The sequence below is a fragment of the Halorubrum tibetense genome (genome assembly GCF_055396225.1).
The window spans coordinates 975,425-988,813 of record NZ_AP043742.1 but is presented as its reverse complement, the minus strand read 5'-3'; the positions used below and the strand labels follow the sequence as shown (position 1 = coordinate 988,813).

Annotated in this window: 12 protein-coding genes; 1 reads left to right on the top strand and 11 read right to left on the bottom strand. The window is 71.8% G+C overall.

Translation table 11 applies throughout. From position 1 onward, the window contains the following. Positions 1-75: 75 nt before the first annotated feature. A complete protein-coding gene (fdhF, locus tag ACZ5TV_RS05015) occupies positions 76-2,154 on the bottom strand; it encodes a formate dehydrogenase subunit alpha (RefSeq protein ID WP_379782409.1) in 2,079 nt (692 codons plus the stop codon). 70 nt (positions 2,155-2,224) lie between these two features. Beyond that, positions 2,225-3,208 carry a hypothetical protein gene (locus tag ACZ5TV_RS05010; protein WP_464384185.1) on the bottom strand — a complete coding sequence of 328 codons (984 nt, stop codon included), beginning with the start codon at positions 3,206-3,208 and terminating at the stop codon, positions 2,225-2,227. Positions 3,209-3,326: 118 nt separating this feature from the next. Between ACZ5TV_RS05010 and ACZ5TV_RS05005 the strand changes: the two genes are divergently transcribed. After that, positions 3,327-4,037, top strand: coding sequence for a helix-turn-helix domain-containing protein (locus ACZ5TV_RS05005; protein WP_379782527.1), 711 nt, complete (start codon positions 3,327-3,329; stop codon positions 4,035-4,037). A 102-nt stretch (positions 4,038-4,139) separates the two neighbouring features. Here the strand turns inward: ACZ5TV_RS05005 and ACZ5TV_RS05000 are convergent, their stop codons facing one another. Genes ACZ5TV_RS05000 through ACZ5TV_RS04960 form a run of 9 tightly spaced genes read right to left on the bottom strand, consistent with a single transcriptional unit; the run spans position 4,140 to position 13,380 of the window. Further along, positions 4,140-5,828 carry a cobyric acid synthase gene (locus ACZ5TV_RS05000; RefSeq protein ID WP_464384184.1) on the bottom strand — a complete coding sequence of 563 codons (1,689 nt, stop codon included), beginning with the start codon at positions 5,826-5,828 and terminating at the stop codon, positions 4,140-4,142. A gap of 35 nt (positions 5,829-5,863) precedes the next feature. Further along, the gene (locus tag ACZ5TV_RS04995; protein ID WP_379782531.1) at positions 5,864-6,589 is read right to left on the bottom strand and encodes a cob(I)yrinic acid a,c-diamide adenosyltransferase; all 726 of its coding nucleotides are present in this window, start codon (positions 6,587-6,589) and stop codon (positions 5,864-5,866) included. Then, on the bottom strand, positions 6,586-7,344 hold the full coding sequence (locus ACZ5TV_RS04990) for an adenosylcobinamide amidohydrolase (protein ID WP_464384183.1): 759 nt from the start codon (positions 7,342-7,344) through the stop codon (positions 6,586-6,588). Before ACZ5TV_RS04990 ends, ACZ5TV_RS04995 begins: the two co-directional genes overlap by 4 nt. Beyond that, on the bottom strand, positions 7,341-8,363 hold the full coding sequence (locus tag ACZ5TV_RS04985; protein ID WP_464384182.1) for a pyridoxal phosphate-dependent aminotransferase: 1,023 nt from the start codon (positions 8,361-8,363) through the stop codon (positions 7,341-7,343). Before ACZ5TV_RS04985 ends, ACZ5TV_RS04990 begins: the two co-directional genes overlap by 4 nt. Beyond that, positions 8,360-9,055, bottom strand: coding sequence for an NTP transferase domain-containing protein (locus ACZ5TV_RS04980; RefSeq protein WP_464384181.1), 696 nt, complete (start codon positions 9,053-9,055; stop codon positions 8,360-8,362). Before ACZ5TV_RS04980 ends, ACZ5TV_RS04985 begins: the two co-directional genes overlap by 4 nt. Next, entirely contained in the window at positions 9,040-9,825 is a 786-nt protein-coding gene (cobS, locus tag ACZ5TV_RS04975; RefSeq protein WP_464384180.1) for an adenosylcobinamide-GDP ribazoletransferase, read from the bottom strand. Before cobS ends, ACZ5TV_RS04980 begins: the two co-directional genes overlap by 16 nt. Continuing rightward, positions 9,822-10,949: a CobD/CbiB family cobalamin biosynthesis protein gene (locus ACZ5TV_RS04970; protein WP_464384334.1), complete on the bottom strand. Its 1,128-nt coding sequence runs from the start codon at positions 10,947-10,949 to the stop codon at positions 9,822-9,824. Before ACZ5TV_RS04970 ends, cobS begins: the two co-directional genes overlap by 4 nt. Positions 10,950-10,954: 5 nt before the next feature. Further along, positions 10,955-12,289, bottom strand: coding sequence for a cobyrinic acid a,c-diamide synthase (locus ACZ5TV_RS04965; protein WP_464384179.1), 1,335 nt, complete (start codon positions 12,287-12,289; stop codon positions 10,955-10,957). Then, entirely contained in the window at positions 12,286-13,380 is a 1,095-nt protein-coding gene (locus tag ACZ5TV_RS04960; RefSeq protein ID WP_464384178.1) for a nicotinate-nucleotide--dimethylbenzimidazole phosphoribosyltransferase, read from the bottom strand. Before ACZ5TV_RS04960 ends, ACZ5TV_RS04965 begins: the two co-directional genes overlap by 4 nt. Positions 13,381-13,389: the final 9 nt, after the last annotated feature.

The following is a 13,389-nucleotide window of genomic DNA, read 5'->3' as shown; positions in this document are numbered from 1 at the left end:
TCAGCAATATAGTTTGCGGGGGTGACGCGGCCGCATCGCTATCGCGGTCGACTGGCTCGGTCGGCTTCGATACGTCTAGTCGGCTTCGACCGGGGGTGCGACCGGCTCGACTCGCACCGCCGAGTGTTTGTACTCGGGGATCTCGGCGACCGGGTCGAGCGCGTCGCCGGCGAGCGTGTTGACGAGTGGCTCCGCGTAGTGGAACGTACAGAACACGACGCCCCGGCGGACGGCGGTCGTCACGTCGGCCGTGACCGTCACCTCACCCCGCTCGTTCGCGACCGACACCGTGTCGCCGTCCTCGATCCCCCGGTCATCGGCGTCGTCCGGGTGGATCTGCAGGACGTCCTCCCCCCGCATCGCCATCAGGCGGTCGGACCGGCGGGTAAGCGCTCCGCTGTTGAAGTGCTGTAGTACTCGACCGGTGGTGAGCGTCAGCTCGCCCGTATCGAGGGTGTCCGCCGGCGGGGTCGGGTCGACCGCCGAAAGCGGCGCGGTTCGCTCCCCCGTGGCGAACGTCTCCGTGTGTAACACGTCGGTCCCCGCCTCGGCGTCGACCGGGAACGGCCAGCGTTGATACCCGTCGCCGATCCCGTCGTAGCTCATCCCGGCGTAGATCGGTGCCACTCGCGTCAGCTCCTCGAACACGGCCTCCGGACCGTCGTACTCGAACTCCTCGGGGACGTCGGTGAGTCGCCGACCGATCGCGGTCAGGATGTCCAAGTCGCGACGCGCGTTCCCCGGAAGGGTCGCGTTCGGTCGCATCCGCATCACCCGTCGGTCGGTGTTCGTGACGGTTCCAGCCTTCTCTGCCCACGAGCTCGCCGGTAACACCACGTCGGCGTGTGCGGCCGTCTCCGTCTCGAAGAGGTCGATGACGACACAGAAATCGAGCTCGTCGAACGCCGACGCGACCGCGGTCGCGTTCGGCTCCGTCACCGCCGGGTTCTCGCCGAAGACGACCGCCCCGTGGACGTCCTCGCCGAACCGGTGGGTCGCGGTCACTTCCGTGAGCCCGGGTTCTGCCGGCGGCTCGACTCCCCACTCGTCAGCGACACGCGCCCGGGCGTCCGGGTCGGTCACCGGCTCGTACCCCGGAAGGACTCCCGGAAGCGCGCCGACGTCGCTCGCGCCTTGGACGTTGTTCTGTCCGCGGAGCGGGTTGACGCCGGTCCCACGCCGTCCGATGTTCCCCGTCAAGAGGGCTAGGTTAAGCAGCGCGTGGACGTTGTCGGTCCCACACCGGTGTTGGCTCGTTCCCATCCCCGTGATCACCGCGCCGCGGTCCGCTTCTCCGAACAGCCGTGCGGCCTCGCGGATCGCTTCCGGGTCGACCCCGGCCGCACGGGCGTTCGCCTCGACGTCGACCGACGCGAGATGCTCTCGGAACGCGTCGACACCCGTGACCCGCTCCGCGAGGAACGCGTCGTCGACGAGCTCCTCTTCGAGGAGGACGTTCGCGATGGCGTTCGCCACCTCGATGTCCGTCCCGGGTTCGAGCGGCAGGTGAACGTCGGCCGCCTCGGTGGTGTCGTTCGCGCGCGGGTCGACGTGGATCAACGACGCGCCGTCGCGGATCGCCGGCAGCAGGTACGACCGGAACGCGACGGGGTGCTGTTCGGCGGGGTTCGCCCCGTTGACGAACAGACAGTCCGTCTCCGAGAGGTCATCGAGGGTGTTCGTCATCGCGCCCGCCCCGAGTCGCTCCCCCATCGCGGCTACCGTCGAGGAGTGACAGAGCCGCGCACAGTTGTCCACGTTGTTGGTGCCGAGGACGCGAGCGATCTTCTGGAAGACGTAGTTCTCCTCGTTGGTGCAGTTCGAGGAGGCGAAGAACTGGATCGCGTCCGCCCCGTGATCGTCGCGGATCCGGCCGAGACGCTCCGCGACACGGTTCAACGCCTCTTCCCAGGGAGCAGTGACGAACCGGCCGTTGTGTCGGACGAGCGGTTCGGTGAGGCGGTCGTCGTGCGTGACGACGTCGAACGCCGCCGCGCCTTTCGGACAGATCTCACCGCGGGTGTTCACCGGTCCCTCGACGCCGGTCGTCGTTTCGTTCCCGGCATACTCGATCGTACAGCCGACGCCACAGAACGGACACACCGTCCGCTCCGCTTCCACGGTTCGTTCCGACGGCTCGTTCGGGTCGGTCATCACCGTGTCATACGCGGGCGACCCCCCTCCGGTTGCGGCCCGAGTACTGCGGTGTTTTAAATCGTTGCGGTTACCCGGAGACGCCGGCGAGCGGCGACGGCACGAGGGTCTTCCCCAGCGAGCGGATCCCGGCGGTGAACAGGCACGCCGTGAACGCGATGGTTCCGAGCTTCCCGCCGAAGCCGACGAAGTACGGTGCGGCCCCAACGAACACGAGCCCCGAAACCGCCCCGGCCACGATCATTGCACCGGTTCCGGGGATCCGTTCCGGCGTCGCCATGCCCGCGAACGACGCGCAGAACGCGACTGCGGCGACCGTGTCCCCGGCGGCGAGAAGCGGCGGACAGACGAGCCCGGCGAGGAGGCCGACGATCGCGGAGCCGACGACCGGTCCGTGGTCCAGTCCGACGCTCACGACGAACGTGGCCGCGGCGGCGAGCGCCGCCACGACGACGAGTACGGCGGCGACGTCGCCGGCCGGTACCGTCCCGCTTCCGGGACCGAACCCGCCGAGCGCCGCTACGGCGAGACAGCCGACGAAGGCGGTCGTCCCGAGCTTTCCCCCGAAGCCGTTGAAACCGCGTTTCGCGGCGACGAAGACCCCGGCGGAGACGACACCCGCGGCGCTCACTGCCACGATATCGGCACCGGCAGCGGGCGTCGCCATCCCGACGAACGAGCCACAGTACGCGGGTGCGGCGTACTTCTCGGAGAGCACGTACGCGAAGAGTCCGACGAGCGCGGACGCGACTACCGGCCCGAGCCCGACCTCGATGGAGAGGACGTAGGTGACCGGCGCGCCGGCAGCCACGGCCACCGCGTTGCCGAGATCGGTCCGGGTCACGTCGAACCCGTCGGTGCGGAGCGCCCACCGCGTCTCGCGAGCGGCGACGTAGCCGAGAGGCACCACGACAACGGCGAACAGCGCGGCCCAGCCCGCCAGGTCGCCGCCGCCCACTTCCGTCACTCCGCTGATCGCCGCGATCCCCATGCCCGTTCCGGCACCGGCCAGTGCCAACGCCCCGGCCGCGTGGATGCTTCGGTACACGGTCATCGTTCGGGGCGGCGAACCGATACGGACCGGCCCTCAGTATTGCGGGTGTTCTCGACGGAGTGATTTTGGTACTCGTTCGGGGTCACGGTTTTATGTTCACCGACCCACCCTCCGATCGATGGGAACGCGACCCCGCCCAGTAGATGATCCACCGGCAGACGAGTCCGACGACGTGACGCCGACCGGCGTCCGTGCCGAGCTCGCCCTACACGGACTGAACGGCTGCCCGCTCGCTACCGCGTCGGACACCTCGGACGATCCGATCACCGGGATCAGCTGGTCCCGCGTCGACGGCCGCCACACCGAGGAGTTCCGCGTCCGCGACGACGACTTCGTCGAGCGGGCGGAGATGGACCCCGAGCCCGAGTCGGTTATCGACCTCGGTGCCGAGCGTGTGTATCGCTATGCCCGATCGGACGACCGGGAGTGTGCCTGCCGGATCGTCGAGTCCTTGGACGTCCCCGTCGCCGACACCCGTGCCGAGAACGGGGTGTTGTACGTGACCGTCCATCTCCCGGACCTCGATCGGCTTCGTGACGTGGTCTCGGCGCTGGGCGAGGTCTCGGACCGTGTCGCCGTTCAGTACCTGCTTCAGGGGTCCGGCGGGCCGGATGCGGTCACTGACCGTCAGGTAGTCGATCGCGGTCGACTCACGGAACGACAGCGGGAGGTCCTCCGAACCGCCTACCGAATGGGCTACTTCGAGCGCCCGCGAGACGCCAACGCGAGCGCGGTCGCCGACGCGCTCGACATCGCGCCGTCGACGTTCGCCGAGCATCTCGCCGTCGCGCAGCGAAAGCTGCTCGAGGAGACGCTCACGGAGTGTTGACGCCCGATCGGGGATCGCTTCCGTCTGTCGAGTTCGACCGCCAACCGAGTTCGACCGCCGACCGAGTTCGACCGCCGACCGAGTTCGACCGACATCTCCCGTCTACGGCGAGGAGGCGGACAGGTCGGGAACCCCGAGCGGACCCAGTTTGAGCGCGTCTTCGACGAGGTCCGCCGCTCGGTCGTACGGCGTGTCGGCCGTCGAGCCGGTTCTCTCCGGATCGGCTTCTTCCGAGCGAGTCACCGCTGAGCCGGTCGACGGGCGTGACGTGGCGGCCGCGTCGAACACCGTCTCCACGAACGCCTCGCGAACGCCGCGGTTCTCGAACAGCCCGTGGAGATACGTTCCGAGGATCCGGTCCGTCGCGACGCTTTCGGGACCGATCGGTCGCTCGACAGTCGCCGTCGGGGAGGACCGCCCCATGTGGATCTCGTACCCGGTGGCGGCTCCGGTCGCCCCCGTGATCGGCCCGCCGCCCTCGACCGACCGCGTCACCCGCTCGACACGCTTGTCGGTCGTGAACCGCGTCTCGACCGGAAGCAGCCCCAGTCCGTCGATCGTCGATTGCTCTCCGGTCCCCTCAACGTCGGCACCGGTGATCCGCTCGCCGAGGAGCTGGTAGCCGCCACAGAGCCCGACGATCGGCCCGTCGAACGCCCGGATCGCGTCGTCGAGCCCGGCCGCTCGGAGCGCGAGGAGGTCGTCGACGGTGTTTTTCGACCCCGGGATCACGACCGCGTCGGCGTCGGCGAGGGGTGAGCCGGTGTCGGCGAGGGGTGAGCCGGTGTCGGCGTTGGACGGGTCGGTGTCGGCGTTGGACGGGTCGGTGTCGGCGTTGGACGGGTCGGTGTCGGTGTCGGTGGACGGTTCGACCGGAACGTACGCCACCCGCACCCCGGGTTCACGAACGAGCGGTTCGAGGTCGGTGAAGTTCGAAATGCGCGGCAGCCGCGGGACCGCGATCCGCACGGACTCGGCGTCGGAGACGCCGTCGTCATCGCCGAGGACGGCCCGCTCGGCCCCCGTGGTCGAGCCGTCCACGCTCCCCGCCCGTCCGGGCAACGAGAGGCTGTCCTCCGCGGGAAGTCCGGGGTCGTCGTACGGGACGACGCCGAGCATCGGGACGCCGGTTCGGGACTCGATCTCCTCGATTCCCGGCTCCAGCAGCGAGCGGTCGCCGCGGAACTTCGTGATCACCGCGCCGACGACTCGGTCGCGAACGTCCTCGGGGAGCAGTTCGAGCGTACCATAGAGGCTCGCGAACGCCCCGCCGCGCTCGATGTCGGCGGCGATCACGATCCGCGCGTCGGCGAACCGGGCGCACTCGATGTTCGCGAGGTCGCGGTCGTGGAGGTTGATCTCGGCGATGCTGCCCGCACCCTCCGCGACGACGACGTCGTGGTCGGCCGCCAGCCGACGATGAGCGTCGCGGGCGGCGGTCAGGGCCCGCTCCCAGTGCGACTCGTAGTAGTCGCCGGCGGCGAAATGGCCGACCGCCTCGCCGTCGATCACCAGCTGGCTCTCCCCGTCGCCACGGGGTTTGAGCAGCACGGGGTTCATATCGGTCGTCGACGGGGTTTCCGCCGCGCGGGCCTGGACGTACTGGGAGACGCCGATCTCCCCCCAGTCGCCGTCGGGCGTGAGCGCCACCCGAGCGTTGTTGCTCATGTTCTGGGCCTTGAACGGCGCGACGTCGACGCCGCGACGCGCGAGGAGCCGACAGAGTCCGGCAGCCAGCGTGCTCTTGCCGACGTGGCTCGCGGTGCCCGCGATCAGGATCGTGTCGGTCATCGCGTGGCCGGCCGGTGGGGAGTCGCCGTCATCGCTCAGTACTCCGTCCCTCGCCGAGCCCGGTGACCCGCGTCGAACGGGTGTCTCACCTTCCGGACGTTCGTGATCAGGTCGGCGACCGCCTCCAGATACGTCGGCTCGGCGTGGCTGCCGGTGAGGACGAGCTCGAGACGGTCCGGTTTCGAGCGTGCCAGTTCGACGACCCGATCGGGGTCGACGAGGCCGCGATCGGCGGCGTACAACAGCTCGTCGAGGATCAGCAGGTGGACTCCGTCGTCGGGGTCGGCGTCGAGCGGGATCGGCTCGGTCAGATCTGCCTCGGCCGCCCCGTCGACGAGGGTCTCGGCGCGCTCGAAGGCGGCCGTCGCCTTCGCCGCGTGCTCGTCGTCCGCGGAGCCGTCGAGCAGCCCGTGCCAGCCGTAGTGGCCGGCGTTCTCGTAGGTGAACCCCGGCATCGCGGCGATCGCGTTGTACTCGCCGCGCACCGCGTCGACGCTGTCCGCCCCGCCCTTCATGAACTGAAGCATGTGGACGCGGTAGCCGTGGCCGGCCGCGCGGAACCCCATTCCCATCGCCGCCGTCGTCTTCCCCTTGCCGTCCCCCCACCACGCCTGAACGAGCCCGAACTCGTCGGGCGCGGCGGGGTCGATGGGCTCCGGTTCGGGAGCGGTGCCGCCCCCGGGCGTCGACGGGTGCGGATCGTCGGTGCTCCCGTCCGTCTCCGTGCCAGTGCCGTCGGTGTCGTGTGTCTCGTTCGTCATGGTTCGAATACCTCCGCGGTCTCGTCGGCGACGACGCCGTGTTCGGCCTCGGCGGCCGGTCCGGGGAAGTCGCCGTCCGGGTACCGCGACCGCAGGCTCGCCCGTATCGCGTCCCGGACGCAGATCCGGGCCGACCCCCCGACGGTCGTCGCGCTCCCCGAGAACGTCGCCGGCTCGCCGGCCGGGTCGTCGCCGATGACGACCGCGTCGCTCGTGGTGCCCGGTACGCCGGCGGTCGCCAGCAGCGTCGTCGCCTTCGCCTCCGCCGCGACCGCGACCAGGTTCGCCGCCGCGCCGTCTGCCAGTCGTCGGGTCGTCCCGACGATCAGGTTGACCGTTCCGGTCCGATCCGGGTTGGGGTCGCCGTCGCCGCCGGCGGTCGTTCCCGGATCCATCGGGAGCATCGCCGGGTTCGAGAGCCCGGCGGTGGCGTAAACGACGACCGGCCCGTGGCGCGCTCCCCGGGCGTGTTCCATCGAGACGCCGGTGAACAGCGTCGGCGGGGCGGTCGACTTGGACGAGTCCGGCCCGTCGGATCCGCTCGCAGCGAACTCGGCCCGGGAGAGACGCTCGTCGCGATACGCGTCGAGGTCGGTCCGGTCGAACCCCTCGGGAACGGAGACGTTGTACGCCACGTCTCCCCGCGACTGCCCGCCGCGCCATCCCGTCGAGAGCCAGCGGGTCTCCGGGCGTCGCAGTCGGAACACCCCGTCGCGAACGGTCGCCTCGAAGCCGGCGGCCCTGGCTCCGCTCATTCGTCACCGACCCCCATCGCCGCGAGCAGTCGGTCGTTCTCCGCGGGCAGCCGCACCGCGACCCGGACGTGTGTGTCGAGCCCGCGGAACGTCGTCGCGTCACGGATCGCGACACCGCGGTCGCGGGCGTCGGCGACGACCCTTTCGACGGTCCGCTCGTCGTCCCCGACATCTACGAGAAGGAACGGGGCGTCGGACGGGTGGACGGCGTACCGCTCGGCGAGCGCCTCCCGCATACGGTCCCGCTCGGTTCGGACCCGCTCGCGGGTCTCGGCGATGAACGCCGACTGGTCCAGGCAGTACGTTCCGGTGGCGAGCGCCGGCGCGCTCACGTTCCACGGTCGCCGGGTGCGCTCCAGCGCCGATCCGAACCGCCCCGTCGCGACCGCGAAGCCGGCCCGAAGCCCGGGCGTTCCGAACAGCTTCGTGAGCGAGCGGGCGACGACTACCCCGTCGGTGCCGGCGAGCGATCGACGGTCGGTGAACCCGAGAAACGCCTCGTCGACGAGCAGCGGGGTCCCGGCCGCCCGACACCGCTTCGCGAACCGGCGCAGCGCCGACTCCCCGTACGCGGTCCCCGTCGGGTTGTTCGGCTGACAGACGATCGCCAGTGCGTGGCCCGCGGGATCGGCATCGAGCACCCGGTCGGCGGGAACGAACGCCGGCTCCCCGCCCTGGAGGCGAACCTCTCGCGCGTACTCGCCGAAGCTGGGGGCGGGAACGAGTACGGTGTCGTCGGGGTCGACGGCGAGGGCGATCGTCGCGCGGATCGCGGCGAGCCCCCCGGGTGTCGGTGTCACCGCCTCGGGCTCACAGCCAACGTAGTCGGCGGCCGCCTCGCGGAACGCCGCGGGCGGCTCCCGCGGATACGTCCGCGACGCGGCGAACGCCTCCCGATACACCGCTTCGAGCCCCTCCGGCACGACCGGGTTCGTGTTCGCGGAGAAGTCGAGCAGCTCGGGGTCGTCGCTGCTTCCGTGCGGCGCGCGGTCGAGGTCGGCGGCGGTGTCGACGTTCATCGATGGTCCTCCTCGGTCGGTTCGTCGGGCGTCGCCGCGAGCAACGCCTCGGCGATCCGCACGTCCGATGGGTAGTTGACGTTGACGGCCACCCGGCGGTCGTCCGTGACGTGGACCGTTCTCTCCCCGCTCTCGTCAGTTTCAGTGGCGACGACGTTGATCCCGGCGGGCACGAGCTCTCGCCCGTCGATCACGGTGGCCGTGTCGGCGCTGACGCCCAGCTCGCGTTTGCGCGCCGCGGGCACGTAGACCGCGACCGAGTCGGCCTCGGCGGTCCGTGCCGCCTCACGGACGGCGTCGACCGCCTCGCCGTCGAGCAGCGGGAGGTCGGCTGCGACGGTCAGGACGCGCGACCCGTCGAGCGGGAGGGCGTCGAGCGCGTACCGCAGATCGGCGACGTACCCCTCGCCCGGCGCATCGACGACCCGCACGTCGGAGCCGTCGCCAGCGCTGCTCTCATCACACCGTCCGTTCACGTCGTCCCGATCGCCCCCTCCGCCCCGCCCCGCGAGGTGCGCCCCTGTTTCGGGTGCGTGCGGTGAGACGACGGTGTACGCCGTCCCAACGCGGCTCTCGACGAGCGCGTCGTGAACCCGGTCGATCATCGGCCGACCGCGAACGGCGACGAGCGGCTTCTCCGTGTCGCCGCCGAGGCGCGTCCCCCGGCCGCCACACATCACGAGAGCGTCCACGCGATCACCCCCGTGTGCAGCGCGGCGACCCGAGCCAGCTCGATCGTCGCACCCAGAACGTCGCCGGAGATGCCGCCGAGTCGCCGGTTCGCCCACCACCGGAGGGCGGCAGCCGTCCCCAGCGCGGCGACAAGCGCGGCGACGACGGGGATGAGCCGTGGCCAGCCGAGCGCGACGGCGGGAACGGCCAGCGCGAACACCGGCAGCGCGGCTCGCGGCCCCGATGGGTCGATCACCGACGACCCGAGTCCCGTGTGTGCGGCGTCGCCGAGGCAGACGAGGAGGCCCGCCGCCGCCCGCGCGGACACCTCGGCCGCGACGACGAGCCCGGCCGCGGCGACGAGCCCCCCGCCGGCGGGTGCGCCGGACGACCCGACCTCCACGACGCCGAGCAGTCCCGTCAGTACGCCGATCACGACGAGCACGAGCGCGAGGGTGCCGCCGACGCCGAGGGCGGAATCGTGCATAACCGCCCGACGGTCGGCCGCGTCGCCGTGGACGACCGCGGCGTCGCCCAGATCCGCGACCCCGTCGAGGTGGGTGATCCCCGTCACGGCGTAGATCACGAGCACGGCCGCTAGCGCGACGGTCGCCGCTGGAAGCGGGCGAACCCCGGCGAGAAGTATGGGCGTGACGGCGACCGCGCCGACGAGGTAGCCGACGACCGGGAACGTCCAGGGGGCGCGAACGAACGCCTCCCACGCCGCGTCGCTCCGCCCGACCGGGATCCGGGTGAAGAAGCCGAGTGCGCCCCGGAGCGCGGCCATCATCGCGTGACCACCTCCGGTAGGCACCCCACGAACGAAACGACGGGGTCGCCGATCAGCGTGGCGAGCCAGCCGATCGTCGCGGCGGCTGCGAGCAGGGTCGCTGCCGCGACCAGCGTCGCCGCCGTGGCCGCGACCGCGACGCCCCCGGCGATCCGAACGAGCCGGACGGCTCGCTCGGCGTCCGCTTCCGTGGGGAGCTCCGCGGCCGGGTTGAGCACGTAGTGGCCGGGTTTCTCTAACCGAACGTCGAGCGCGACCGCGGCGGTCGCCATCGGCCACCCGGAGTTCGGCGAGCGTGGCACCCGCGCCCATCGGCTCGCCCGGCGGAGCGTGTCAACGGAACCGACGGGTGCCGCGGCGACCGCGAGACAGCCGGCCGTTACGCGTGCCGGGACGTACATGACCGCGTCGTCGAGGCGTGCGCTGGCCCAGCCGACTGGCTTCGATCGATAGCCGAGCATGGAGTCGAGCGTGTTGACGGCTTTCACCCAGACCGCGCCGGCCACGGCGAGGGAGAAGACGAGCGTGCGACCCCCGGTCGCGATGGGGGTCCCCGCACCGAGTACGAGGCCGCTCCCGAGCCCGATCCCCACACCGAGCCCGATAATCGCCCCGAGGACGACTCCGACGAGCGGCGCGACGAACCCGTCGGCGAGGTTCTCGGCGGCGCTCTCCACGGCCGCGCTTCGGAGGGCCGGCGGCGGGAGGTCGGCTGTCTCTCGGCCGACGAGCGCGCGGATCGATCCGCGGGCCGCCTCGGGGTCCGATGCCGTGAGCGCGACCACCTCCGCGGTGACGTCGAGCAGCATCCGAAGGCTCATCGTCGCGGCGAGGATCACGCCGGCGGCGAGGATCCCGGGAGCCCAGCCGACACCGCCAGCGACGGCTGCCACCACGCCGCCGCTGACGACGGCGGCGGCGAGCGGGAGGCCGACCGCGACGACGACGCCGACCGACCGCGGCCGCGACCACTCGCGGTCGACGCGCCCGACGATCGAGCCGAACCACGCGACCGGGTGGAACCGCGTCGGCGGTTCGCCGACGGCGAGATCGATCGCGACGGCGACGCCGAGCGCCGCGAGGAGCGGGCCAGCGACGGACACGAATGAGGACGCAGCGAGGATCACGGTCACAGCCCGTCGAGGAACGCGTCGAACGCTCCGCTCTCCGGATGGACGTGACAGTACGTCCCGAGCGTTCGGTGTTCGATCAGTCCGTCGTGGTCGCCGTCGATGCCCGTGCCGCGCTCCACGTCGAAGGCGAACCGGGCGTCGTCGTCGACGTCGGCGGCCGAGTAGTGGAACTCGTGGCCACGGCGCGTCTCTCCGGATCTGGCGGTCGGCCCGTCCCGTTTCGCCCGCAGTTCGACGTGATCGAGCGCCCGATACCGGTCGTGCATCCGCACGTCGGCGGGGAGCACGCCGGCCATCCCGTGCGTGTCGCCCTCGGCGGTCGTCAGCGTCGACGCGAGCGCCATGAACCCGCCGCACTCGCCGAGGACCGGCCTCCCTTCGGCGGCCGCGGCGGCGATCCCGTCGAGCGCCGGGCTCGCGGCGAGCGCGTCCGCGTGGAGCTCGGGGTAGCCGCCCGGGAGGTACACCCCGTCACAGTCGGGGAGCGGGTCGCCTGCGGTCGGCGCGAAGGTCACCACGGTCGCCCGCTCACGCAGCCGCTCGATCGTCGCCGGGTAGACGAACCGGAACGCTTCGTCGCGGGCGACCGCGACGCGCGGGCGATCGGGGTCGGGCGTGGAGCCTTCTCGGCCCCCCTCGACGACACCCCCGTCCGACGGCGACGTAGCGAGGTTCGGCTCGCGAGCGACACCGAGGAGACGATCGACGCTCAGTTCGGCGGCGGCCACGTCGAGCGCCCCGTCCGCTATCGGTGCCTCCTCGCTCAGATGGAGTCCGAGGTGTCGCTCGGGGATCTCCAGCCCGTCGTCGGGGGCGATCCGGCCGAAGTACGTCAGGCCGTCAGGCAGCGCCCCGCGGATCCCCGCCTCGTGTCGTCCCCCGTGCGCTCGCTGGGCGATGACACCCGCGACGTCGACGTCGCGTCCGGCGTATGTGGCGAACCGCTCGAATCCGAGCGCGGTCGCCGCCACGCTCTCCATCCCCGCGTTCGCGTCGGCGACGAGCACGACCGGCAGGTCGAGCGTCTCGGCGACCATCGCCGTACTGGACACCTCGCCGTCGTACAGCCCCATGGCCCCCTCGACGACGCACACGTCCCCCTCGCCGCGTGCGTAGTTGCGGCGGAGGCCCTCCGTACCCTGTAACCACGGGTCGAGCGTTCGGGAGGGCCGACCCGCGACGGCGGCGTGGTGGCTCGGATCGATGAAGTCGGGCCCGGCCTTCGCCGGCTGGACCGCGTGGCCCGCGTTCGACAACGCCCGGATCGTCGCGAGGGTCGCGACCGTCTTCCCGACGCCGGAGGCCGTCCCGCCGATGACGACCCCTCTCACAGCCGATCACCCTCGACCTCGATGTCTTGAGCGCCCGCCCCCGACCCGTGCTCGGCGACCAGCCGGTCCGTGAGCGACGCGACGCGCTCGCGCACCGTCGCGGCAGGGACGCCCGCCCGGTCGGCGAGCGCCAGCGCGCCACCCATCCCGACGCCCTCCTTCACCTCGCCCCGGGCGTACGCCCGCATCGCCGGATGGTCGCTCCCGTCGAACCCCGGATCGGTCGCGAGGAGCGCGAGGTCGAGGTCCGCGGCGAGCCCCGCCACGTCCGCGGTCGGGTCGTCGGCGACGAACGACGTCGTCGCCAGCGGCAGCCGCCGGTCGACACCGGCGTGACGAGCCAGCGCGGCGACCGCGGCCAGCTGGGTTCCGCCCGCTAGCGCCACGTCGACGTCCGCCGCGGCGGCACCGACGAGAAGCCCTGTCGCCGCCGCTAACACCGGATCGCCCATCCGACGAACTGCCGACGCCGGGTCGCCCGCCGCGTCGCCGGGCGCGAGGCCGCTGGCGGCGAGTCCCTCGTCGACGACACGCTGCTTCCGTTCGACCGGGTTCGCCGCCAGCGAGGAGGAGACGCTCGGTCGTTCGCCGAGCGCGGTCAGCGTTCCCAGCGCGGTCGTCGTACCGCCCGGGATCGTCTCGGCGATCAGGAGCTCGTCGGGCGGACCCGACCCCCTCTCGTGGTCGGTCGCGGCGACCTCCCCGCTCGCGATCTCGCCCGCCAGCTCGCGCCCTCGATCGAGTATCGCCGCCGCGTCCGGGACCGGCTTCGGGTTCCGGACGTCGCCGCCGGGCTCCGCACACGCGTCTCGGGTCGGCGTCGCGGTTGGCACCGCGAGCCCCGCGTCGACGCCGACGACGTCGAAGTCGACGAGCTCCCGAACCGCCCGCGTGATCACGGCGGGGGTCGGACTGCCCGACGGACTGATGGGAAGCGGGGAATCGGCCGCCGGACGCCCGTCGGTGACGATCTCGAGATCGGCACTCGGCGTGTGTCTTCGGAGCGTCGGGTCGGCTCCCGCGGCACTGATCCCGTCGATCGCGGCCGTCTCCGTCGTCCCCGCGACGACCACGAGCGAGACGCGACTCACGAGTCACGC

Bases quoted from the DNA above. Each gene is read 5' to 3' on its own strand.
- fdhF (WP_379782409.1), bottom strand. From the start codon at position 2,154: ATGACCGACCCGAACGAGCCGTCGGAACGAACCGTGGAAGCGGAGCGG.
- ACZ5TV_RS05010 (WP_464384185.1), bottom strand. From the start codon at position 3,208: ATGACCGTGTACCGAAGCATCCACGCGGCCGGGGCGTTGGCACTGGCC.
- ACZ5TV_RS05005 (WP_379782527.1), top strand. From the start codon at position 3,327: ATGGGAACGCGACCCCGCCCAGTAGATGATCCACCGGCAGACGAGTCC.
- ACZ5TV_RS05000 (WP_464384184.1), bottom strand. From the start codon at position 5,828: ATGACCGACACGATCCTGATCGCGGGCACCGCGAGCCACGTCGGCAAG.
- ACZ5TV_RS04995 (WP_379782531.1), bottom strand. From the start codon at position 6,589: ATGACGAACGAGACACACGACACCGACGGCACTGGCACGGAGACGGAC.
- ACZ5TV_RS04990 (WP_464384183.1), bottom strand. From the start codon at position 7,344: ATGAGCGGAGCCAGGGCCGCCGGCTTCGAGGCGACCGTTCGCGACGGG.
- ACZ5TV_RS04985 (WP_464384182.1), bottom strand. From the start codon at position 8,363: ATGAACGTCGACACCGCCGCCGACCTCGACCGCGCGCCGCACGGAAGC.
- cobS (WP_464384180.1), bottom strand. From the start codon at position 9,825: ATGATGGCCGCGCTCCGGGGCGCACTCGGCTTCTTCACCCGGATCCCG.